The organism is Citreicoccus inhibens (assembly GCF_019039035.1).
In the GTDB taxonomy this organism is placed as follows: Bacteria; Myxococcota; Myxococcia; order Myxococcales; family Myxococcaceae; genus Citreicoccus; species Citreicoccus inhibens.
In genome coordinates, this window is sequence record NZ_JAHNZT010000003.1 from 296,116 (window position 1) to 316,888 (window position 20,773).

18 protein-coding genes are annotated in these 20,773 nt (G+C 71.2%); 7 read left to right on the forward strand and 11 right to left on the reverse strand.

The features are described from left to right. Positions 1-13: 13 nt before the first annotated feature. Entirely contained in the window at positions 14-1,477 is a 1,464-nt protein-coding gene (locus KRR26_RS05760; RefSeq protein ID WP_217079292.1) for a tetratricopeptide repeat protein, read from the reverse strand. A gap of 310 nt (positions 1,478-1,787) precedes the next feature. Here KRR26_RS05760 and KRR26_RS36640 point away from each other — a divergent pair, with 310 nt between their 5' ends. The 5 genes from KRR26_RS36640 (at position 1,788) to KRR26_RS05785 (ending at position 6,935) form a co-directional block, all read left to right on the forward strand. Next, positions 1,788-3,065, forward strand: coding sequence for a hypothetical protein (locus tag KRR26_RS36640; RefSeq protein WP_236068321.1), 1,278 nt, complete (start codon positions 1,788-1,790; stop codon positions 3,063-3,065). Positions 3,066-3,195: 130 nt separating this feature from the next. Then, the gene (locus KRR26_RS05770) at positions 3,196-4,596 is read left to right on the forward strand and encodes a hypothetical protein (RefSeq protein ID WP_217079293.1); all 1,401 of its coding nucleotides are present in this window, start codon (positions 3,196-3,198) and stop codon (positions 4,594-4,596) included. Between the two features lie 165 nt (positions 4,597-4,761). Next, positions 4,762-5,124: a YciI family protein gene (locus KRR26_RS05775; RefSeq protein WP_120201597.1), complete on the forward strand. Its 363-nt coding sequence runs from the start codon at positions 4,762-4,764 to the stop codon at positions 5,122-5,124. Between the two features lie 52 nt (positions 5,125-5,176). Beyond that, the gene (locus KRR26_RS05780; RefSeq protein WP_217079373.1) at positions 5,177-6,448 is read left to right on the forward strand and encodes an RNA polymerase sigma factor; all 1,272 of its coding nucleotides are present in this window, start codon (positions 5,177-5,179) and stop codon (positions 6,446-6,448) included. Between the two features lie 4 nt (positions 6,449-6,452). Continuing rightward, on the forward strand, positions 6,453-6,935 hold the full coding sequence (locus KRR26_RS05785) for a GNAT family N-acetyltransferase (protein ID WP_328707062.1): 483 nt from the start codon (positions 6,453-6,455) through the stop codon (positions 6,933-6,935). On the opposite strand, the gene KRR26_RS05790 is transcribed toward KRR26_RS05785, so the two are convergent. Continuing rightward, on the reverse strand, positions 6,932-8,398 hold the full coding sequence (locus KRR26_RS05790) for an amidase (RefSeq protein WP_217079294.1): 1,467 nt from the start codon (positions 8,396-8,398) through the stop codon (positions 6,932-6,934). The genes KRR26_RS05785 and KRR26_RS05790 overlap by 4 nt on opposite strands. A 137-nt stretch (positions 8,399-8,535) precedes the next feature. Beyond that, a complete protein-coding gene (locus KRR26_RS05795; protein ID WP_217079295.1) occupies positions 8,536-9,261 on the reverse strand; it encodes a L,D-transpeptidase family protein in 726 nt (241 codons plus the stop codon). Positions 9,262-9,608: 347 nt separating this feature from the next. On the opposite strand from KRR26_RS05795, the gene KRR26_RS05800 reads away from it, so the two are divergent. Continuing rightward, a complete protein-coding gene (locus KRR26_RS05800; RefSeq protein ID WP_217079296.1) occupies positions 9,609-11,891 on the forward strand; it encodes an RIO1 family regulatory kinase/ATPase domain-containing protein in 2,283 nt (760 codons plus the stop codon). Here the strand turns inward: KRR26_RS05800 and KRR26_RS05805 are convergent. From KRR26_RS05805 to KRR26_RS05830, 6 genes are all read right to left on the reverse strand, one after another. Further along, the gene (locus KRR26_RS05805; RefSeq protein WP_217079297.1) at positions 11,834-12,169 is read right to left on the reverse strand and encodes a hypothetical protein; all 336 of its coding nucleotides are present in this window, start codon (positions 12,167-12,169) and stop codon (positions 11,834-11,836) included. The two genes, KRR26_RS05800 and KRR26_RS05805, sit on opposite strands and share 58 nt — an antisense overlap. A 126-nt stretch (positions 12,170-12,295) precedes the next feature. Further along, entirely contained in the window at positions 12,296-13,189 is an 894-nt protein-coding gene (locus tag KRR26_RS05810) for an alpha-ketoglutarate-dependent dioxygenase AlkB (protein ID WP_120201609.1), read from the reverse strand. 5 nt (positions 13,190-13,194) lie between these two features. Beyond that, on the reverse strand, positions 13,195-13,908 hold the full coding sequence (gene deoD / locus KRR26_RS05815) for a purine-nucleoside phosphorylase (RefSeq protein ID WP_120201612.1): 714 nt from the start codon (positions 13,906-13,908) through the stop codon (positions 13,195-13,197). A 13-nt stretch (positions 13,909-13,921) separates the two neighbouring features. Further along, positions 13,922-15,313 carry a penicillin-insensitive murein endopeptidase gene (locus KRR26_RS05820; RefSeq protein ID WP_233576546.1) on the reverse strand — a complete coding sequence of 464 codons (1,392 nt, stop codon included), beginning with the start codon at positions 15,311-15,313 and terminating at the stop codon, positions 13,922-13,924. Between the two features lie 169 nt (positions 15,314-15,482). Then, the gene (locus tag KRR26_RS05825; protein WP_217079298.1) at positions 15,483-16,586 is read right to left on the reverse strand and encodes a M35 family metallo-endopeptidase; all 1,104 of its coding nucleotides are present in this window, start codon (positions 16,584-16,586) and stop codon (positions 15,483-15,485) included. A gap of 161 nt (positions 16,587-16,747) precedes the next feature. After that, positions 16,748-17,209, reverse strand: coding sequence for a putative toxin-antitoxin system toxin component, PIN family (locus tag KRR26_RS05830; RefSeq protein WP_236068322.1), 462 nt, complete (start codon positions 17,207-17,209; stop codon positions 16,748-16,750). Between the two features lie 197 nt (positions 17,210-17,406). Between KRR26_RS05830 and KRR26_RS05835 the strand changes: the two genes are divergently transcribed. Next, positions 17,407-17,745 carry a hypothetical protein gene (locus KRR26_RS05835; RefSeq protein WP_217079300.1) on the forward strand — a complete coding sequence of 113 codons (339 nt, stop codon included), beginning with the start codon at positions 17,407-17,409 and terminating at the stop codon, positions 17,743-17,745. Between the two features lies 1 nt (position 17,746). Here KRR26_RS05835 and KRR26_RS05840 read toward each other — a convergent pair whose 3' ends face one another. Both KRR26_RS05840 and KRR26_RS05845 read right to left on the reverse strand, forming a co-directional pair. Further along, positions 17,747-19,027: a S8 family peptidase gene (locus tag KRR26_RS05840; protein WP_120201623.1), complete on the reverse strand. Its 1,281-nt coding sequence runs from the start codon at positions 19,025-19,027 to the stop codon at positions 17,747-17,749. Between the two features lie 122 nt (positions 19,028-19,149). Further along, the gene (locus KRR26_RS05845; RefSeq protein ID WP_217079301.1) at positions 19,150-20,700 is read right to left on the reverse strand and encodes a DUF4153 domain-containing protein; all 1,551 of its coding nucleotides are present in this window, start codon (positions 20,698-20,700) and stop codon (positions 19,150-19,152) included. Positions 20,701-20,773 lie beyond the last annotated feature (73 nt).

Here is a 20,773-nt window from a genome sequence, read left to right on the forward strand (position 1 = left end):
GCCGCGAGCGCCCTCAGGGGTGGGCGCGCAGCCGCGCGAGGCGCTCACGGTAGGGCTTCGCCTCCTCGGCGCGGCCCTCCTGCTCCAAGACAGCGGCCACCCGGGCGAGCGCCTCCTCCAACCGAGGATGCTCGGGCCCCAGCGCCCGCTCCAACACCGCCAACGCGCCCAGCGACAGGCGCTCCGCTTGCGCGAGGTCTCGCTGGCGAACACGGGTCTCGGCCTGCTCCAGGCGCAGGCGAGCCACCTCGGGATGGTCCGGGCCCAGCGCGCCGCGCACGGTGCCGAGGGCCCGCTCGTACAACCCCAGCGCCTCGGCATAGCGCCCCTGGGCGCGCCGGACAGCGCCCAGCTCCGCCCGCGCGTGGGCGACCTCGAACCCCTCGGCACCGAAGCGCCGCTCCAGGCGAGGCAGCGCGAGCGCGATCTGCTGCGCGGCCTCTCCCAGTCTGTCCTGATGCGCGAACAGCCGAGCCACGTCCACGGCGAGCTGGCCCTCCAACTCATCCTCTCCGCCGAGCCGCGAGAGGGACGCCGAAGCGCGCTCGCGCCATTGCTGGGCCCGCGAAGCCTGCTCCGGAGGGTTCCCCACCAGGCGCATGGCCAGCGTCCACGCACGAGCCGCGGACGCATCATCCCGAGACGCCTCGGCGAGCCGACCCGCCTCCACCGCGAGAGCCTCCGCGCTGGGCCCCGAGCGGGCAGCCTCCAAACGAGCGCGGATCAACGCACGCCCCACGGGGTCCACCACGTCCACCGTGGCCCCGACCCCACTCGCGCCCCCGGATGCGCCCTCATCGCGCGACCGCGCCGCGGCGCCCTCAGCGCGCACAGGCGAGGCAGCAGGCTCGTCACGCAGGCTCGCCGCCCCCTCTGTGCCGAGCCCACTCCCGGAGGCCCGTGCCAGGTGGCGCAGTCCTTCCTCCGGAAGCCCGAGCACCAGCAACGCCCAGGCGTCCAGCACGACCGCATCCGGAGCAGCCAGTGCCCCCGGCTTCATGCACGCCGCCAACGAGGGCAGGGCCTCCACCGCGAAAGGCGCATGCTCCACCCGAACCACATCCCCGGGCGCGAGCCTCCGCAGCAACGCATCCACCTGCGCGAGCCGCCCGTCCAAGCACGCCTCGCGCTGGGCCCGCAGCGCCTCCTCGCCCCTCCCACGCGCGGCCGCACACGCGGCGGTCCACGTCACGTCCCAGGTGTGGGAATAGGCATCCAGCGTGCGGCGCACATGCCGCCACGACTCCTGCGCGAAAGGGCGCCCTGTCGCGAGGAACGCCGCCTCCAGGGTCGCCTTCCGTGGCCCGTCCCACACTCCAGCCCACGCATGGTCCGCGCCCTCACAGACATGCGAATCGCTCACGCGGGACGGAAGCCGGACACGCCGCAGGCCCATGACGAGCGCCATCCCCGCCCCGAGCAACACCAAGGCCCCCACGATTCCCCAGACACGCCCGCGCCGCGATCCCCAGAACATCCTCATCGCATCCCCCGCTCCGAGCCTCGAGCCCCCCCCGCGAAATACGGGTGCGCCGCGACGTCCCTGCGGACCTCGGGCACCCACCACCGGGCGCAATTCCTCACGAGCCCCGGCGTCAGTGCCCTCGCGGGGCGCCATCGAATGGTGAGGAAACGAGACATGGAAAGCGCGAGGCAGCACAGCAGGACTCACGCCTGCCGTCGAGCCACCTGCTGCGTCCTGCCATCTCTCGGACAGGTGGCGCGAGCGCAAGGATGAATGCGTGACACCGGTTGAGCGACGGCCTCCTTTCTGGAAGGGTCACCCCATGCGGCGCCTCCAACGCCTCGCGCGGGCCATCCTGGTCTCGCTCGCCATCCACGCCCTGCTCCTGGCGCTCCTCTGGAACGTGACGCCAGCGCAGCCGCCTTCGCCCGCGCCGCCCAAGTCCTCGCCGCTCTGGATGGACGTCGTCTCGAAGACAGACGCCACCCCGGAAACCCCGAAGCCCGCGCCAGCACCGCCCGGCGACAGCCACACCGCCCGCCCTCCCCGCGCGGGACACGTGCCGCGCTCACCCGCGCCCATCACCAGTCCCCCCGCGACCCACCCGCCCTCCGGGCCTGGGACGTCCGCCTCGCCCAGCTCACCACCACGTATCGCCAACGCACCGTCTCCACATGAAGTCCCCCGCGTGGACACGCCTCGCGCACAGGCTCCCGCGGCGCTGCCGCCGCATCTCACGCCCTCGCAGGCGCCGCTGGGGAGCCTCATCCTGAGCCCCAGCGACGTGCCGCGCGGACGCACCCTGTACCCGGATGATCCGAGCCTGGCGCCCGCGGTGCTCGCGGCGCAGGAGCACGAGCGGGTCAGCGCGCGCGTGAAGACCTTCGTCGCGGAGCGGATCGCCCAGGACCGCGTGGAGACCGGCCGCATCCATCCCTACTTCGGGCGGATCCGCGCCTCGATGGAGAAGCAGATGGAGGAGCCGCCGCTGTTCGACACGCCGAAGATCGCCGTCTCGCTGCTCCAGCACTGGGCGGAGCGAGCCAAGGCCTTCGGTGAGAATGGCGCGCCGGGAAGAATGTCCGCCGCGACACCGCCCTCGCCCGGGGAGTTGCTCGCCGCGCGGGGCAGGGACAACCCCAACCTCAACAGCTTGCGGCGCCACGTCCAGGCCGGAGAGGAGTTGCAGCGCTTCGCGGATGGCGTCGCCAAGACGAGTTTGACCGTCACGCTCGAAATCCTCCAAGGGCCCGATGGCACCCTGCGGGACGCCACCGTGCTCATCGCCAGCGGCAACAAGTCCTTCGACGCGTATGTCTTGAAGTCGGTGCCCCCCTCGCTTCAGGCGCTGGGAGCCCCGCCCTCGGACGCGCCGGGCATCCGCCCCGAGGGGATCCGCAGCGTCTGGGAAGTGGAGGGCCGCGTCTCGTATCTGCGCAAGCTCAAGAAGATGCGCGGCCAGGATGCCTGGTACGTCGCGGCGGCGGCCCTGGCGGGCGTGCTCGCGGGCCGCTTCGAGGAGACGACGGGCGAGGTGGACGTCATCGACGTGCGCAATCCCCACTTCGTCGTGAGGCCACGATTGCTGCGTGTCTATTGATTCGTCACGCGGTCGCGACACGAATCGCGGTGCTCTCCGTCAGGGCGTCATGCTACCGATGCGCGCGCTCGTGGCGCGCAAGGGATTCGCGCGCGCCCGAGCGTCATCCATTCGAGAAGGAGTCCCCACAATGCAGTGGCAAAAGAAGCTGAGTGTCGTGGCGGCGGTTTCGGTGGGTCTTGCGGCGGGCGGGGCATTCGCGACACCCGGCGATCATCTCTGGAGCCAGAGTTTCGGTGACGCTTCGCAGCAGTTCTCCGAGGACGTCGCGGTGGACGGTGCGGGGAACACCGCCGTGGTGGGCCAGTACACGGGCGGGGCCTTCAACCTGGGCACCGGCACGCTGCCGCTCGGGGGCTATTACTTCAATCTCTACCTGGCCAAGTACGACAGCACGGGCGCGGCCCTGTGGAGCCGGTCCATTGCTGGCATCGACGATGATGACTTCGGCTTCGTGGGCTACGAGCGCCGAATCGCCTTCGACGCGGCGGGAAACCTCTTCATCGCGGGCAACTACTACGGCACGCCGGACTTCGGCTGCGGGCCGCTCACGCGAGGCAACGGCAGCGCGTTCGTGGCGAAGCTGGACACCGCGGGGCAGTGCGTGTGGAGCAGCGCGTTCCCGGGCGCCTACGTGGAGAACCCGCGCCTCGCCGTGGCGAGCAACGGCTCCGGCCTGGCGCTCGCCGGCCGATTCCAGGGCACGCTGAACTTCGGCGGCGGCCCGCTGACGACCACGGGCCAGTGGGGCGTGTTCGTCGCGCGCCTGGACGGCTCGGGCAATCACGTGTGGAGCAAGCGCTTCGAGACGACCAACGGCGGCGCCTTCGCGAGCGCGGTGGGCGTGGCCATTGACGGCGCGGGGCGCACGGTGCTGGCGGGCGGCTTCAGCGGCTCGACGAACCTGGGCGCCAACGTGATGAACAGCCATGGCGGGCAGGATGCGTTCGTCGCGCGCTACAACGCCACGGGCGGCCTCATGTGGGGCCGGCACTTCGGTGACGCGGCGGATCAGGTGGCCCACGGCGTGGTCGCGGACGCGGCGGGCAACATCGTGCTCACCGGTGGCTTCGCGGGGACGCTCGGGGTGGACACGGTGAGCCTGAGCGCGCAGTCGGCATCGGACGCCTTCCTCGTGAAGGTGGACGGCACGGGCCACGGCGTGTGGGGCCGCCAGTTCACGGACGCGTTCGGCGCGCAGCACGGCGTGCAGGTCTCGCTGGACGCGGCGGGAAACATCGCCACGAGCGGCGAGTACACGGGCTCCATCGACCTGGGCGCGGGCCCCATCGAGAACGAGGGCGACTTCAAGCGCTACGTCGCGAAGTTCGACAGCGCCGGCACCCTGCTGTGGGGGCTGCCCTTCGTCAGCGACAACGCCGGGTTCGAGGCCCGCATGGGCGTGGGGCCCTCGGGTGACATGAGCGTGGCCGGCCAGTACACGGGCTTCGGCTACTTCTACGGCAACGTCTTCCAGAGCCAGGGCAACGTCGGCGTGCTCGACGTCTTCCTCGCCCACTTTCAGGGCTGACAAGCAGGGCTGGCGCAGGGCGGTGACCCGGAGCAGATCGCTTCCGGGTCACACTCGCGGGCCGGGTCGACATGCGGCGCGAAAATGCCGGTCGAAAATCCGGCTGGCCGTTCGACCTCTGAGTGGGGAGACTTCTCTCCCCACCTGGCCTACGAGTGCACGACCATGAAGTACCTGCTGATGATCTACGAGAACGAGAAGGGCTGGATGGAGCTTCCCCCGGCGGAGGCCGGCCAGCTTCTGGCGGAGTACGGCGCCTTCACGGCCTCGCTCAAGAAGAGCGGCAACTTCATCGCGGGCCATGGGCTACAGCCCACGGCGACGGCCACCACGGTGAGCATTCGGGACGGCAAGCGGCTGACCACGGACGGTCCGTTCGCGGAGACGCGCGAGCAGCTCGGCGGCTTCTATCTGGTGGACGCCAAGAACATCGACGAGGCCGTGGCCATCGCCTCGCGCATCCCCGGCGCTCGGGCAGGCCGCATCGAGGTCCGCCCCGTGGCGGAGTTCGATAACACGCCGGACTGAAGTGCTCCGGGCCTCGGGAGCGCGCGCTCCCGGGGCCAGCGCCCCGCGCGTGATGGACCTCTCCCCCTCCGCTCACCTTGACCGCGTGTATCGCGAGCACCATGGCCGCATCGTGGCCACGGTCATTCGCGTGCTGGGCGGAGACTTCCTGCAGGCGGAAGAGGTGGTGCAGGAGGCGTTCGCCGACGCGCTGGTGCAGTGGCCCCGGGAGGGCCCCCCCCGAGAACCCAAGGCGTGGCTGATGCGCGCCGCGCGCAACAAGGCGGTGGATCGCCTGCGCCGCGGCGAGCGGCTCGACGCGCGCGTGGACGCGCTGGAAGTCGCGGCCCAGGTGGAGCAGGACGCCGCCGCTTCTCCCGATGAGCGGGGCTGGTCGGACACGGCGGACGACACGCTCCGCCTCCTCTTCACCTGCTGCCACCCGGCGCTCTCCAGCGAGGCGCAGGTGGCGCTCGCGCTGCGCACGCTGTGCGGCCTCACCACCGAGGAGATCGCCCGCGCGTTCCTCGTCCCCTCGGCCACGCTGGGGCAGCGGCTGGTGCGCGCGCAGCGCAAGATTCGCGACGCGCGCATCCCGTACATCATCCCGGACGAGGAGATGCTGGCGGAACGCACGCTCGGCGTCCTGCACACGCTCTATCTCGTCTTCTCCGAGGGCTACGCGGCGACGGAGGGCCCGGAGCTCTTGCGCGTGGACCTGTGCGCGGAGGCGCTGCGCCTGGGGCGCCTGGGGCGTGAGCTGATGCCGCGCGACGCGGAGGTGGCCTCGCTCCTGGCGCTCATGCTGCTCCACCACGCGCGGCGCCATGCGCGGGTGGCCCCCGACGGAGGGCTCGTCTTGCTGGACCGGCAGGACCGCTCGCGGTGGGATCGCGCGGAGCTGAACGAGGGACTGGCGCAGCTCGACGTGGCGCTCGCCTTGGGCGCGCGCGGCCCCTACGCGCTCCAGGCCGCCATCGCCGCGCTGCACGCGCAGGCCCCGAGCGCGCAGGAGACGGACTGGGAACAGATTGTCGCGCTCTACGGGCGCCTGTGTGTCATTGCCCCCGGCCCGGTGGTGGAGCTCAACCGCGCCGCGGCCGTGGCCATGGCGCGCGGGCCGGCGCAGGGGCTCGCGCTGGTGGACGACCTGGAGGCCAGCGGCCGGCTGGAGGGCTATCACCTCCTGCCCGCGGCGCGCGCGGACCTGCTGCGCCGATTGGAGCGCTGGAAGGAGGCGGCGACCGCGTATCAGCGGGCGCTGGCGCTCGTGCGCACGCAGCCCGAGCGGAGGTTCCTGGAGGAGCGGCTGCGCGAGGTGCTCGACGCGAGCCGAGAGCCGTGACGCGGTGCCTGCTACGCTGGCGCGCATGGTGCGCTGGCAATGGAAGACATTCTCGGAGCTGACCGTCGGGGAGCTGTACGACGTGCTCGCGCTCCGCTCACGGGTGTTCGTCGTGGAGCAGCGATCGATCTACCTCGACCCCGACGGATTGGATCACCCCAGTCATCACCTGCTCGGCTGGGACACCGCCCGCTCCCGCCCCACGCTCGTGGCGTATCTGCGGGTGCTGCCGCCGGGGCTCAAGTTCCCGGAGGCGAGCCTCGGCCGCGTCGTCGTCGCGCCCGAAACCCGAGGCCAGGGGCTCGCCGCGCCGCTGACGGCCCAGGCCCTGGACTTCCTTGACGCGCGCTACCCCGGCGTGGCCACCCGCATCTCCGCCCAGCACTACCTCCAGGCCTTCTACGAGCGGCGCGGCTTCCACGCCGAGGGCGGCGTCTACGACGAGGACGGCATCCCCCACATCGAGATGCGCCGCCGCGCGCGCTAGGCGCACCGAGCAGGGCGCACGAAGCCGCCGCCCCAGGGCGCCACCGCCTCCGCCACATCGAGCAGCGCGGCGTCGTCCCAGCGCCGGCCCACGAGCTGCGCGCCCAGGGGAAGGCCCGCTTGCGTGCGCCCCACCGGGAGGACGACGACGGGGTTGCCGGTGAGGTTGAACACGCTGGTGTAGGCGCCCAGCGCGGACAGATACGCGCGGGGCTCACCGTCCACGCGCACCCACTCGCCGGGCCGCGTGTGCGGAATGGCCGGCCCCGTCGTCACGGGGACGAGCCACGCGTCCCAACCCGAGAGGAACCGCTCCAGGCTCGCGACGAGCGCCTCGCGCCGCTCGAGGATGGCCATGTAGTGCCCCACGTCCGAGCGCGCGCCCCGCGCGATGGCTCGCGCCAAGGGGTCCTTCCCCGCCATGGCGAGGAATTGGAGCTGGAACCGCAGCCGGTGCCACAGCGGCAGCGGCGCGCCCACCTCCGCGCCCTCCAGTTCGCCCCAGGTGGACCAGGCCTCGTGGAAGTCGAACGCGGGGGGCGTGACGCGCTCCACCGTGGCGCCTTGCGCGGACAGCTCAGCGACCAGGCGCGCGAGCGCCGCGCGTGACTCGCGGCAGGGCACCACGCCCCCGAAGTCATCCATCCACGCGATGCGCAGCGACGACACCGCCCGAGACCTCGGCGGAGCCAGCGGCGTGAGCGGCGGGACCTCCAGGTTGCGCGCATCCGGCCCCTCGATGACGGAGAGCACCAGCCGCAGGTCCGCCACGGTGCGCGCCAGTGGCCCCGAGCACGCCATGTGCCTCACCGTGCGCGGCCCACCGGGCAGGTCCGGGATGTGGCCCGCGTTGGAGACGCGGTGCTCGGTGGGCTTCAACCCGAACAGGCCACAGAAGTGCGCCGGGATGCGGATGGAGCCACCCAGGTCGCTGCCCAGTTCAAACGGCGTGAAGCCCGAGGCCACCGCCGCCGCCGCGCCGCCGCTGGAGCCTCCCGGCGTGCGCTCGAGGTCGTGCGGATTCTGGGTCCGTCCGAACAGCGGGCTCTGCGTCTGGTAGTCGCCCGCCAGGAGCGGCAGGTTCGTCTTGCCCCAGATGATGGCGCCCGCGCGCTTGAGCCGCGCCACCGCCGTGGCGTCCTCGGTGGGCACATAGCCCGAGAGCGGCGGGAAGCTCGCCGTGGTGCGCAGCCCCGCCGTGGAGAAGGCGTCCTTCACGGTGATGGGGACCCCATGCAGCGGCCCCCAGGATTCACCGCGCGCGAGCGCCGCGTCCGCCTCCACCGCGCGCTGCCGGGCCGCGGACTCATCGCGCGTGACGACCGCGTTGAGCGCGGGGTTGTGCGCCGCCGCCTGCGCCAGATGCGCCTCCAGCACCTCCACCGCCGTCACCCGCCGCTCGCGGACGGCGGCCGCCAGCTCCGTGGTGGACTGAAACACGAGCCTCGACGCGGAAGTCTCCATGCGCGCATGTCCCTCGGCGTGACCGGCCCGAACGCCGGTACCGAGCCAGGGTTCTACCAGGGACATCCCGCTCCGTGCGCCCGCCCCCCTGGGTCCAATGCGCGACACATCTGCTTATGTTGACTTCAGAGCAATTCCTACAAACCTTGCCGGACGATGTATCTGCGGGCGCGGGTATCGACGGAGGTCGTGGGTGGGCGGTGCGACTTCTCGAAGAGGTCCCACGCGGGCTTCAGGTCGCGCCAGAAGGCCTGTTGCTCGGGTGTGACTCCGGGGAGCCTGGCGAGGGCCTCCAGTCCCGCCGCATCGAGCTGGCGCGGGAAGACGTGAATGGGGACGTCCCTGCCCATGTGGGCGCGCGCCTCGGTGACCATGACGTACAGCGCCTCGATGGGCGCGTCCTGGATGGCGATGCACCCGATGCTGACGCAGTCACCGTGCACGAAGATGTTGCCGCCGAGCCTGGGACGTCCCACGAGCCGATCCAACGCGTTGGGGTAGCTGACCCGCATGGACAGGTGGAACTGGCTTCGCGGGTTGAACAGGTCGAGGGTGTAGAAGCCCTCGGGGACCTGGAGGTCCCCCTCCTCGCGCTTCGGCCCCAGCTCGCCCGAGGCCGCGCAGAAGGGGAACGTCTTCACGCGCTGGAGCGGCTTGCCCTGTGGGCCCGCCCAGACCTCCAGCCGCCGCTCCGCTTTGAGCGCGCGCAGGTACAGCTCCCCGGGCGGCCACGCCACCCCGGCCTCGGCGAACGCCTGACGAACGGCGGGAAGCTGACGCTGGCGTGCACTCGCGACGCGATCCTCCGCGAGCGCCACGAGGGGCAGGCACCACCCCAACACGACGAGGGTTCGAAATCTCATGCCTGCTTGGGACGCCTGCGGCAAGGCAAGCGTTCCCCCGTCCCGAGGCATGAAGGACCCAGGGCTTGTATCAAACACCGGGCGATGTCGACCGATGGGAATAAGCCGCCGGCAAGTTCCTTGCCAGTTCGAATGGATGGACGTGGGGTACCCTGGCTCCCTGCCCGGCAAGCTGCTAGCAAGGCATCCCCGGGCCCCTCGGGCCGCTGCCGCTGAGACAGCGACAGCAACTCCGAGGTGCGGGATGTTCTCATCCCGTCACGCACCCTGGCGAGCTGGGGCCGCCCGGTGCGCAGAACCCATGTTCGACAACCTCGCCCCGTGCCGTTCCGGCCTCTCGCGTTCGAATGACTGATTCCCTCGATACCCTCCTCGCTGACGGCATCATCGACGCCGTCATCGGACAGCTGAAGACGGGCAAGGAGGCGGAGGTCTGGCTCGTCCAGCACGCCGGCCAGGTGGTCGCCGCCAAGCTGTACAAGGAGCGCCACGAGCGCAACTTCCGCAACAACGTCGGCTATCGGGAGGGCCGTGAGGTTCGCAACTCGCGCACCCGCCGCGCGATGGAGAAGGGCAGCCGCTTCGGGCAAGCCGCCGCCGAGGATGCCTGGAAGAGCGCGGAGGCGGACTCGCTCTACAAGTTGCACGCCCAGGGCGTGCGCGTGCCCACGCCGGTGATGTTCTACGAGGGCGTGCTGCTGATGGAGCTGGTGGTGGATGCGCAGGGCAGCCCCGCGCCGCGTCTGGTGGAAGCCCCGCCGACGACGCCCGAGGAGGCCGAAGCGCTCTACGCGGACCTGCGCGGCCAGGTGATTCGCACGCTCTGCTGCGACCTCATCCACGGCGACCTGTCCCCGTACAACATCCTGATGAGCGGGGTGGGGCCAACCATCATCGACTTCCCGCAGACGGTGGCCGCCGCGCGCAACAACCGCGCGGAGTTCTACTTCCGGCGCGACCTGGACAACGTCCGCAACTTCCTCGCGGGGTTCTCCTCGCGGCTGCGGTCGCTGGGTGGAGACACGGCGGAGATCTGGAACGCGTATGTGCGGCGCGACCTGACGCCAGAGTTCGTGCCCTCGGGCGCGTTCCGGGACGCGCCTCGTCGCGGGGGGGGAGCCGGCTTCCGAGACTCGCAGCGCCGCGCTCAGTTCCGGCCGGAGCCCGTCCTCGAGCCAGTCGTGGAGGAAGCGCCACAGCCCGCGCTGACCGCCGAGGAGCAGGAGGAGGCCGAGCTGCGAGCCCTGGAAGCCCTGGTGCTCAAGCAAGGCGGCGGCGAGCGAGGCAAGCCCGCGGTGATGTCGAGTCCGCGAGACAACCGTCGGAGGCCGTTCTCGTCCAATCGCCCTCCCCCGCGCGCGGGAGGCCCGAACCGTCCGGCATCGCCCGGAGGTCAGCGGCCCGGGAACGCGAGCAATGCCAACGGAGCCCGCCCCAACGGCGGCGCACCGAATGGCGCTGCGGCCAACGGCGCCGCGGACACGCGCAACGGAAACAACGGACCGCGCAACGGCGCTGGCTTCTCCGGCAACGCGCGCAACGGAAACAACGGACCGCGCAACGGCGCCAGCGGCTCCGGTGACACGCGCAACGGCAACGGCGGACCGCGCAACGGGGCGGGCCTCGCTGGCAACGCGCCCAGTGGGGAGAGCTTCCCGGCCGACTCGCGCAGTGCGAACAACGGGCCGCGCAACGGCAGACCGCGCAACGGGGCGGGCTTCGCTGGCAACGCGCCCAACGGAGAGAACGTCTCCGGCGCCCCGCGCGGCTCGAACAACGGGCCGCGCAACGGGGCGGGCTTCGCTGGCAACGCGCCCAACGGGGAGAACTTCTCCAGCGCCCCGCGCGGCTCGAACAACGGGGCGGGCTTCGCCGGCAACGCGTCCAACGGGGAGAACTTCTCGGCCGACTCGCGCGGTGCGAACAACGGGCCGCGCAACGGGAACAACAGGCCGCGCGGCCCGAACAATGGCCCGCGCAACGGCAACGGTGGGCCGCGCAGTGGGGCGGGCTTCGCTGGCACCGCGCCCGACGGAGAGACCTTCTCGGCCGACTCTCGCGGTGCGAGCAACGGGCCGCGCGACAATGCCGGCTTCGCTGGCGACGCCTCCACCGGGGAGAACGTCTCCGGCACCCCGCGCAGCGCGAACAACGGTCCGCGCAATGGGAACAATGGGCCGCGTCGCGGGAATGGTGGACCGAGCAACAGCGTGGGGTTCTCCGGCGATACGACGGGAGGACCGGGCACCGCCGCGAACCTGCCCGGCAGATCGCGCGGCGGGAATGGCGCTCGCTCCGCGCGGGGCGGCGACACCTCCCTTCCGCCTTCGAATGACCGAAGCGCCGAGGCCACGACGCGTGACACATCCAACGCGCGACCGGTCAACGATCGGCCGCGCGGCAGCGGCGGACGTCCTCCTCGCGACGCACAGGCCCCTGCCTCCGAGGCGCGCGCCAACGGGCATCCCCGCGGTCCCCGAGATGACGCGCGCGCCGCAGGCAACCCGCGCCCGCCTCGCTCGAACGGCAACGGCGGAGCGCGGTCCCAGCAGCGCTCCAGCCCGCAGGTGAGCTACGTGGGCCGGCCGAAGCCCACCCCCAACATGGGCTCATCGGAAACGAGTTCGTAGCCCTGTGCCGCGAGGAGGCGTTCGCGCCCCCTCGCGCACCGCGGTCCTCGGACGAACGCGGTCACCCGCGTCCGCGTGATGACGCCGCAGGGCCCCAGGCCATGGCCGCGGACGTTCTTGCAGCCGCCCGCCGCGAACCGCGCGAAGAACGGCGCGTTCCGGTGCCGGGTGAACACGGGGAGCAGCACGGCGGAGCAGTGGAGATTGATGACCTCGAAGAGCCCGCCCGAGACATAGACGCGCCCCATCCATGACTGCGCGCCCTTGTCGATGAACACCGCGGGCTCCGCGCCGAGGTCGCGGAGATGACCCGAAGCTTCGCGGGCCGCCTGAGCCCGCGTCTCACACCCTCCTGACGCAGGACGCGCAAGCAACCCGCGGGGCCGCTGCGACACCGTGGTGCTTCAGCCGGGAAGCGGCGCCTTCGCCTCTTCGCGGTCCAACTCGGCGCGGAAGAAGGCGCTGTGCTGGGCGAGCGTCTGCATGTACGGCCGCACGTCCTCGCGCGCTTCCGGAGACAGCCGCGCGAACGGCGTGACGTGCTCGTCCGGCACATAGCGGAACGTGAGGTTGATGCGGCGAGTCTGGAAGTCCGGCAGCTCCGGCTTCAACAGGTGGCCCGCTCGGGTATCCACGCGCTGCACCCGGTGGAACGTCTGGTCCTTCCACTGCGCGCCGCCAAACAACTGGAGGGCGCCGTCATCCAACCACTGCTCCAGCACCACCGCGTCCCGCTCGCCCGGCCGAGACGACGTGACGAACTGGATGAGCGCCCGCTCGCCAAAGGACAGCGACGCCACGGGGCCCGGCTCGAAGTCCTTGTGCTCCCCCACCCGCGCCGTGTCCACCCAGCGCCCGTCCTCCAGGCGATTGCCGTAGAAGTTCACCAGGCAGGTGTTGAGGTGCCAGCCGCGAGGCATGTCCGGCCCTCGGAACATGCGTCGCGCGTGCGCCTCCACCTTCTCCACCTGACGCTGGAGCACGTCCGGGAAGGGCTCGGCCTTCACGCACCGGTTCCACACGCCCTTCGGCGGGCGGTAGTAATCCAGACACGCGAACTGCCAGTTGCCCAACCAGTACACCGGTCGCAGCAAGCGCCGCTGCGTCTGTCCCGCTGGCGGAGGGAAGTGCTTGGAGTAGCGCTCCTCCCACAGCGGGTGCAGCGCGCCCAGCCACGCGAGGATGGCCTGGCGATCCACCGCGGAGAGGAAGCTCCCGTTGTAGTGATGGCCGGGAGTGCGCTGACTCACCTGGTGGCGAGGGGGGCCTCCACGGCCTGCCCGAGGTGGAGGCCCCATCGAGCTCACGCCTCGGAGACGGCGACGTCGAGCGCCAGCTCGATCATCTCGTCAAAGGTCGACTGACGCTCCTCGGCGGTCAGCTTCGCGCCCGTGCGGAGGTGATCCGACACGGTCAGCAACGCGAGCGCCCGCGCGCCGAACTCGGCCGCGACGCCGTACAGGCCCGCGACCTCCATCTCCACCGCGAGGACGCCCATGCGCTCCAGCGCGTCATTGAGCGGCGCCTGCGGGTGGTAGAAGAGATCCGAGCTGAACACCGAGCCCACGCGCACCGAGCGCGAGCGCTTGCGCGCGGCCTCCACCGCCTTGCGCGCCAGCTCGAAGTCCGCCACCGCCGGGAAGTCGTGGTCCATCACGCGCATGCGGTTCACCTTGGAGTCGGTGCCCGCGCCGAGCGCGACGATGACATCGCGCACCTGCACGTCCTGGCGCAGCGCCCCGCAGCTCCCCACGCGGATGAGCACGCGCGAGCCGTACTCCTTGATGAGCTCGGTCGCATAGATGGAGATGGACGGGATGCCCATGCCGTGGCCGAGCACGGACAGCTTGCGGCCCTGATACGTGCCGGTGAAGCCCAGCATGTTGCGGACCGAGGTCACGCTGCGGGCGTTCTCGAGGAAGCGCTCGGAGATGTAGCGGGCGCGAAGCGGGTCCCCCGGCATGAGGACGACTTCAGCGAAATCACCAGGGGCAGCGGAGATGTGGGGGGTTGCCATGGATGAGACCTCTTCAGCGCGCGGTCGACAGACCGGCCGTGCCCGCGGCAGGGACCGTCACGGTCGCCGGCGCAACGGGGGTACAGGGAGCAGCGACGGACGGCGTCGTGGCGCCGTCCAAGGAAACCGCGGCCACGGCGGGGGCCTGCGTCGCGGGAGGCATGCGACGCGGCGGCAACACCATGGCGGGAGGAATGGGGCAGTGCGTGCACGGGCCGCGCAGCGGGATGGTGAGCACCTGACCGATGCGCAGGAAGGTGTTCTTCATGCGGCTGGCCTTCTTGATGCCCGCCACGCTCGAGTTGTAGCGCAGCGCGATCGCCCCCAACGTGTCGCCCGAGCGCACGCGATGCGACAGCATGTTGTGCTCGGGCTGGAGCGCCAGGAGCGGCGCCACCCGGCGCCCCAGCTCCTGCGCGCGCGCGTTGTAGAAGCGCACGTGGAAGTGGTCCCGGTGGTGCCGGGCGTGCTTGAGGATGGAGGACGGCCCGGCGTTGAACAGCGAGTTCAACCACGCCTTGTCCTCACCGTGCGCCAGCGCGTAGTCGTACAGGACCTTCTGGACCCGCTTGTCCACGAGGATCATCTGGACGTCGGTGGTCGTCACCAACGTGCGCACCAGCTCCCAGTTCAGGCCCACGTCGATGTAGCGCTCGCGCTCACGGGCCCGCACCGGATCCACCGTCGGGTAGTAGAAGCCCAGGTCCACGTCCCGGCCGTTCTGGTGGCTCTTGTGCGGACGGATGTAGCCACCCTCCTTCGCGCTCATCGCGTTGACCCGGATGGGCGGCGCGTTGGGGAAGCGCGAGCGAACGTCGCGGATGACCCCGGACAGCGCATCCACCGTCTCATTGGTGGCCCACGCCAGCTCCGGCGAGACGACAATCCAGTCCTTGCCCTGAGGGAACTGGACGCTGTTCACCATGCGCCCGCTCTCCACGAAGCCCACCGACATGGAGCCCAGCGACGCGGGCTCCTTCTTCCACTTGTCGGTGAGGTCCGCGTCAGACAACTCCGCCGTGTACACCGGCCCCGCGGGCGCGGTGCTCGTCGCGGTGTCCTGCATCTCGCCGACCTCGCCGTCGGTCTCGGCGTCCGCGGGAAGGCTCTCGGCGTCATCGTCCTCCTCGGCCAGGGCCTCGGCGGACTCGGTGCACGGAGCCAGGGCGCTGGCGCCCTCGGGCGGGGCGGGCGTGGCGCTCGCGGCGACGGGGCCACTGGCTGGGCTCGCGGGCGCCGCGGAACCGCTCACGGGCGCGGCGGCTTCGGGCGGAGGCGCGACGGACTCCGGCGCGGGCGCGGCGGCTTCCGGACGCACGGCGACGGCGGCGGGCGCCGCGACGGGGGAGACGACACGCGCGGCACAGCCCGCGCAGACCAAGAGGAGCCAGTAGGGATAACGCACCGGGGCGCAGGATGGACCGACTTGGCCCTCACCTCCAAGGTTTGAACGCGTTTTTGACTCGCGGTACGGACCCTGCGCCTGCCCGGTCCCCAGAGCGCCAGGCATCGGCGCGCCAGGGCTCGGGCGTCCCACGGCGGGGATTCAGCGTCCCCGCCGCGTGAGCCAGGGATTACGGCAGGCTCGGGTTGTTCTCCGCGAAGTACTCGTGGCTGTCGGCGTTATCGAGCGCCTGGCTCGGATCCGACAGGGCGAGGCTCTGCGCACCGCTCTGGCCGTAGACCCAGTCATCCGTGCCGGCCGTGGCGGTGAAGTGGCTCATCTCGTGGATGAGCGTGCCGCCCTTGGAATCCGTGCCCGTCATCGGCGCGGACCAGAACGCCTTGCACACGTAAATCTTGTACGGCTGATTCGGGTAGACGTAGGCGTAGTAGGACTTCTTGCAGCCGCAGTCGACCGTCACCGGCTTGGTGTCGAACGCGTTCTTGATGGACGTGAAGTGGCTCGCCGCCGTGTTCCAACCGGACGAGGAGAACGCCCCGAACCACGTGGTGTAGCGCGACGTGGCCGACGCGGGGCCGCCCAGGTAGCTCGTCGCGCCGTTCGCGTACGTCGACGCGGCGTTGACGGCCTGGAGGACCGTGGCCTGCTGGGTGGCGTCGCACTTCGTATAGGACACGTTGGCGGTGAGCGCATACACCGGCGCGTCCGCCTCCTGGCGCGCGTTGGCACGGCCGGAGATCCACAGAGCCAGCTCGTTGGACTGGAGCAGCGCGCCCGCCTTGCCGGAGCCGTGCAGCTTCGAGCGGTCCACGCGGAAGCGCACCACGTAGCGCCCCGTGCGCGACAGATCATAGAGGTCCGAGAGAATCACCGGCCCCGAGATGGTCTCGCCCGGATGCAGCCGGCGGTAGTCGACCTCGGCGGGCATGGGGCGCTTGTAATGGGGCCCCAGGAACGGCACGGGCTTGCCGTCGAGCGTCACCTGGAACAGCGGCTCCTCCATGCCATCCAGGGGCATGAACCAGCGCAGCAGATTGACGGGGCGCGGAGAGATGTTGGTGAAGCTCACGGACACCTTGACGGCGTCGGCCTGGTCGAAGCTGGGCTGGACCGCGGTCAACACCACCGAGACATCCGAGGACTGCAGTGCCGAGTCGGTCTCGGCCAGCACCGGTGTGGCGTCGGAGAGTTCCTCGCCGGGTCCACCGCACGCACCAAGCAGCGATACACCGAGGGCCAACCATCCAAGACGATCACGCAGGCTCTTGTTCATGAGAAGCACTTCCTTTGTTGGGGGAACTGTCAGCGAACGTGCCCACCGTGGAATTCGCGCACGTGAGCCAGTCGCGGGCAAGGCCCCTCGCGTTCGTCCCCCGTGAGCGCGAGGCGCAAATGACACTGCGGGTCCCCTGAGACATCGCACGTGACACTGACTTACTGCCGCGGGGTGACCTCCGGATCCGCGTGCGCCAGCCGTCGGGTGGCCTGCCGGGGAGAGAGAATGTCGAAGGGGAGCCGCTGGCCACCAGCCATGGATAACAACCGTCTGTCCTTGCTCACCAGCCAGGCCGCGCCCGAGCGATCCGCCAGCTCCAGGAACTTTTGATCATCCGCGTCACGACAGCGCGGCAGCTCACGGCCCCCCCCGTCCAGCGAGGCCACCCGTGCGAGCGATTGATAGCGCACCCAGACGGCACGCTGCGCCACCGCGTCCAGCGCGAAGGAAGGATAGGCCAGCACCAGCTCCAGCTCTCTCAACGTGGCGGCGTCCACCCACGCGATCAGCGCGCCCTGCTCCAAGGGGGCCCTCAGCGGGCGAGCCCATGCGTCATCGAAGACAAACAGGTCCAACACGACGTTGGTATCGAGCACGACGGAGCGCGGCGTGGCGGGCAAGCGACGTCCTTCCTCATCCGCCTCGCGAGTTCGAGACGTCCCGGGCACCCCCGGCGCCGCGCAAGTGTAGACACCGTCCTGGGTAGACGCGACCCCTCCCTGAAGGGCCACGGCGGCGTCGATGCGCGAACGAGGGGCCCGGGGCATCCTGTGGGCTGGCGGTGGCGCCGCGAGGCCTCGCCGGTATCGAGGGAGTCATGACCGCACCCGTCAGCCTCGACGACGCGCAACGCGTGGCCCAGGTCCGCACGCTCGCGGATGCGATCCGCCTCGCGCTGGCCACGGGGCGGAACCTCGCGCGCACCGCGACGAACGAGTACCGGGTGGAGACGTGGCGCACGGAGGAGGATGCCGCGCAGGCCGCGCGGGTGGCGGTGCGCGCCTCGCTGCGAGAGGACGGCAGCCTCGTGCTCCATGCCTCGCGGGGCGCGAACGAGGGGGTGCCCCCCGCGCTTCCCTTGGTGGTGTTCGCGTGGGGCGAGCAGGAGGCCCCGCCCTCGGGAGGCACGCCGATGCCCCCCCGAGCTTCCCACTGAGCTACTCAGCGCCCTGACGGACCGTGGGCTGCACGGGCGAGATGAACCCCGAGAACGCCATCCGCGTGGGCGAGCAGCGCCCCGCATGGCTCACCTTGTCCGGCGTGGCGTTGTCCACCAGCGCGCGCGCCACCGCCTCGGGCGAGGCCGTGGGGTTGGCCTCCAGGTAGAGCGCCACGGCGCCCGTGACATGCGGGCTCGCCATGGACGTGCCGCTCAGGACCTGCGTGGCCGAGTCGTCTGTCATCCACGCGGACACGATGCCCTCGCCGGGCGCGAAGAGGTCCACGCACTGGCCATAGTTGGAGAACGAGGCGCGCGCGTCGCCCACGTTGGTGGCGCCCACGCTCAGCACCTCATCGACACGCGCCGGAGAGTGCAGACAGGCGTCCTCGCTCTCGTTGCCCGCCGCCACCACGAACGTGACACCCGAGCGGACGGCGCGGCGCACCGCCTCGTCCAGGACCGCGTCCACCGGCCCCCCCAGGCTCATGTTCGCCACCGCGGGGGACTGATGGTGCGCCGCGACCCAATCCACGCCCGCCACCACGCCCGCCGTGGTGCCGCCGCCCGTGCAGCCGAGCACCCGCACCGCGTGGAGCTGCGCGTCCTTCGCCATGCCATACACGCGCCCGCCCACCGTGGCGGCGACATGCGTGCCGTGGCCGTGACAGTCGATGCCCTTGCCGCCCACCTCCGCGGAATCGAACGGCGCGTCGGCGCGTCCACCGAACTCCCGATGCGTGGGACGGATGCCCGTATCCAGCAGGTACACGTGCACGCCGCGCCCGCTCCGGCGATAGAGGTAGTGCTGATCCAACGGGAGGTCGCGCTGATCCATGCGGTCGATTCCCCACGTGGCGCCCGTCTGCGTCTCCTCCAACCGCAGCACGCCGTTCTCCTGCACGAGCGCGACCTCCGGCGCCGCGGCCATGGCCCGAGCCTGCGCCTCGGTCATGCGGCTGGCGAAGCCGCGCAGCGCGCTCGCATAGACCTGGAACGGAGTGCCGCCATGGCGCGCGGAGAGCTGCGCGACGCTCGCGGAGACCTCCTGCGCGGACAGCCCTCGCGCGGGCTCGGCGAGCACGACGACATACTCACCGGGGACCTTCCGCGCGACGGTGATGAACTTCTCGCGCGTCGCGGCGGGGCCGGCCAGCGAGGCGCGACACGGGGTCTCCTCGGGCGGGGTGGGGGGCGGTGAGTGCGACGTGCGACACGCCGCGCCCACGGCCAGGGACACGACGCAGACGAACACCCGCGACAGCGACGGTGGCGACATGGATTCCCCCGAGGTGAAGGTGCCGCAGGAGCGCGCGGCACTCGCACCATTCCAGCACGCCGCGCCGTCGCGGGGAGCGCCCGGCACTCCCGGGCCGGCGAGCGTCGCGCGGTGGGCAGCGGCTACTTCGCGGCGGGCTTCGCGACGCGGTCCGCCAGGAACGTCGCCTGCCGACGCGCCAGGTTCCACTCCCGCCACGCGCTCTCGGGCCCCGCGCCGGGGTGCAGCACGTAGCGGCGGAAGAAGCGCTCCGTCCACTCCGGCTCTCGCTCGGACAGCAGCGCCGCCACTTCGGGCGCCGCGTCCGCGGAGAGACCCATGAGGTAGTCCAGGTCCGGCAGCTCCTCCCCCGACACGCGCGCCAGGTTGTGGCGGACGATGAACGCATCGGGGTTGATGACATTGAGCGCCAGCACCGCACCCAGCGCCGTGACGAACGCGCCCACGGCGAAGCGCTCGGGTCGCCACCACAGCGTCACCGCGCGCCAGCCCAGCACACCGCCCAGCGCGAACATGAAGACGTGCGTGTAGAGACGAAGCTGCGTGTAGCCGAACGCATCCTCGTAGAGCCCCATCCGCTTCACCGCCGAGGCGACGATGACCAGCGTGAGCGCCACCATCACGGACGTCGCGCCGCGGAACAGCAGCTCGGCGGAGCGCGACTCCCGGCGCGTCCACCGCGCCAGCGCCATCACCAACCCCAGCGTCAGCGTGGAGACGAGCATCAGCTCGGAGAAGCCCTGTCGCGCGTACTGCGCATATGTGTACCCGGGCGCCGGCGACGTCGCGTCTCCAATGAACAGGTACATCACCTGGAACGCGGCGAAGACGAGGAACAGCGCGTCCACGGTGAACACGAGCGTGAGCGCCTCGATGAGCCCCAAGCGCGGCGCGACAGGCGCCTCCTCCTGCTCCCCCAGCTCATCCAGGCTCCGCCGCCGCAGCGCGTGGCCGAGGATGCCCGCCGCCACGCACGCCGAGAACACCGTGGCGATGCCCCGCGCCGTCGCCACGGCCACGACCTCCGTCAGCACCTCCGAGGACAGGAGGCGCTCCACCGCCGTGCTGAACGCCACATCCGCGGACTCCAACAGGACGCCGAACACGAAGAGCACCGGGACCGCGAGCAGCAGGCCCCGCGCGAGCGCCTTCAAGCCAACGGCGTGCTGCCGTACGCCCTGGAGATTCACGCCGTCACGCAGCAGCACCTGCGGATAGCGCAGGGGCTGCACCGAGGCGTTCAGCACCACGCGCGGGTAGCCCATCAATCCCAGCCGCGCCACGCGCCCCGCCGCCCAGAAGTGCGTCAGCAACATCATCAACACGGCCGAGGTCAACACGTTCACCCCCGTCAGCCAGTCGCTGTCCCGCACCGCGACGAACCCCGACACCACCACCAGCGGCACGATGAGCCAGGCGTTCGGCCGCGCGCGCTCCCACCCTTCCCGGCCCCCCATCCACAGCAAGGCCCCCAGCACGACGAGCACCACCAGCGGGAAGGACACGCCCCACATCCCGGGCTGATACAGCAGGGCCTGCGTCGCGTACCCCACCGCCAACGCGGCGACCAGCATGCGGCGGGGCTTCGTCACCGAGGGCAGCCACGACGACGGGGAGCGGTGGGCGGAGAGGACCTTGTACGGCTCGGGCGAAGACGAAGCGGAAACGGACATGGCGGCGCACCTCGGGGCCGCGCGCTCGGCGCGGCAACGACCGCCACCATGCCCAGTGCGCGGGCCCGGGCTC

Bases quoted from the DNA above. Each gene is read 5' to 3' on its own strand.
- KRR26_RS05760 (WP_217079292.1), bottom strand. From the start codon at position 1,477: ATGTTCTGGGGATCGCGGCGCGGGCGTGTCTGGGGAATCGTGGGGGCC.
- KRR26_RS36640 (WP_236068321.1), top strand. From the start codon at position 1,788: ATGCGGCGCCTCCAACGCCTCGCGCGGGCCATCCTGGTCTCGCTCGCC.
- KRR26_RS05770 (WP_217079293.1), top strand. From the start codon at position 3,196: ATGCAGTGGCAAAAGAAGCTGAGTGTCGTGGCGGCGGTTTCGGTGGGT.
- KRR26_RS05775 (WP_120201597.1), top strand. From the start codon at position 4,762: ATGAAGTACCTGCTGATGATCTACGAGAACGAGAAGGGCTGGATGGAG.
- KRR26_RS05780 (WP_217079373.1), top strand. From the start codon at position 5,177: ATGGACCTCTCCCCCTCCGCTCACCTTGACCGCGTGTATCGCGAGCAC.
- KRR26_RS05790 (WP_217079294.1), bottom strand. From the start codon at position 8,398: ATGGAGACTTCCGCGTCGAGGCTCGTGTTTCAGTCCACCACGGAGCTG.
- KRR26_RS05795 (WP_217079295.1), bottom strand. From the start codon at position 9,261: ATGAGATTTCGAACCCTCGTCGTGTTGGGGTGGTGCCTGCCCCTCGTG.
- KRR26_RS05800 (WP_217079296.1), top strand. From the start codon at position 9,609: ATGACTGATTCCCTCGATACCCTCCTCGCTGACGGCATCATCGACGCC.
- KRR26_RS05810 (WP_120201609.1), bottom strand. From the start codon at position 13,189: ATGGGGCCTCCACCTCGGGCAGGCCGTGGAGGCCCCCCTCGCCACCAG.
- deoD (WP_120201612.1), bottom strand. From the start codon at position 13,908: ATGGCAACCCCCCACATCTCCGCTGCCCCTGGTGATTTCGCTGAAGTC.
- KRR26_RS05825 (WP_217079298.1), bottom strand. From the start codon at position 16,586: ATGAACAAGAGCCTGCGTGATCGTCTTGGATGGTTGGCCCTCGGTGTA.
- KRR26_RS05835 (WP_217079300.1), top strand. From the start codon at position 17,407: ATGACCGCACCCGTCAGCCTCGACGACGCGCAACGCGTGGCCCAGGTC.
- KRR26_RS05840 (WP_120201623.1), bottom strand. From the start codon at position 19,027: ATGTCGCCACCGTCGCTGTCGCGGGTGTTCGTCTGCGTCGTGTCCCTG.
- KRR26_RS05845 (WP_217079301.1), bottom strand. From the start codon at position 20,700: ATGTCCGTTTCCGCTTCGTCTTCGCCCGAGCCGTACAAGGTCCTCTCC.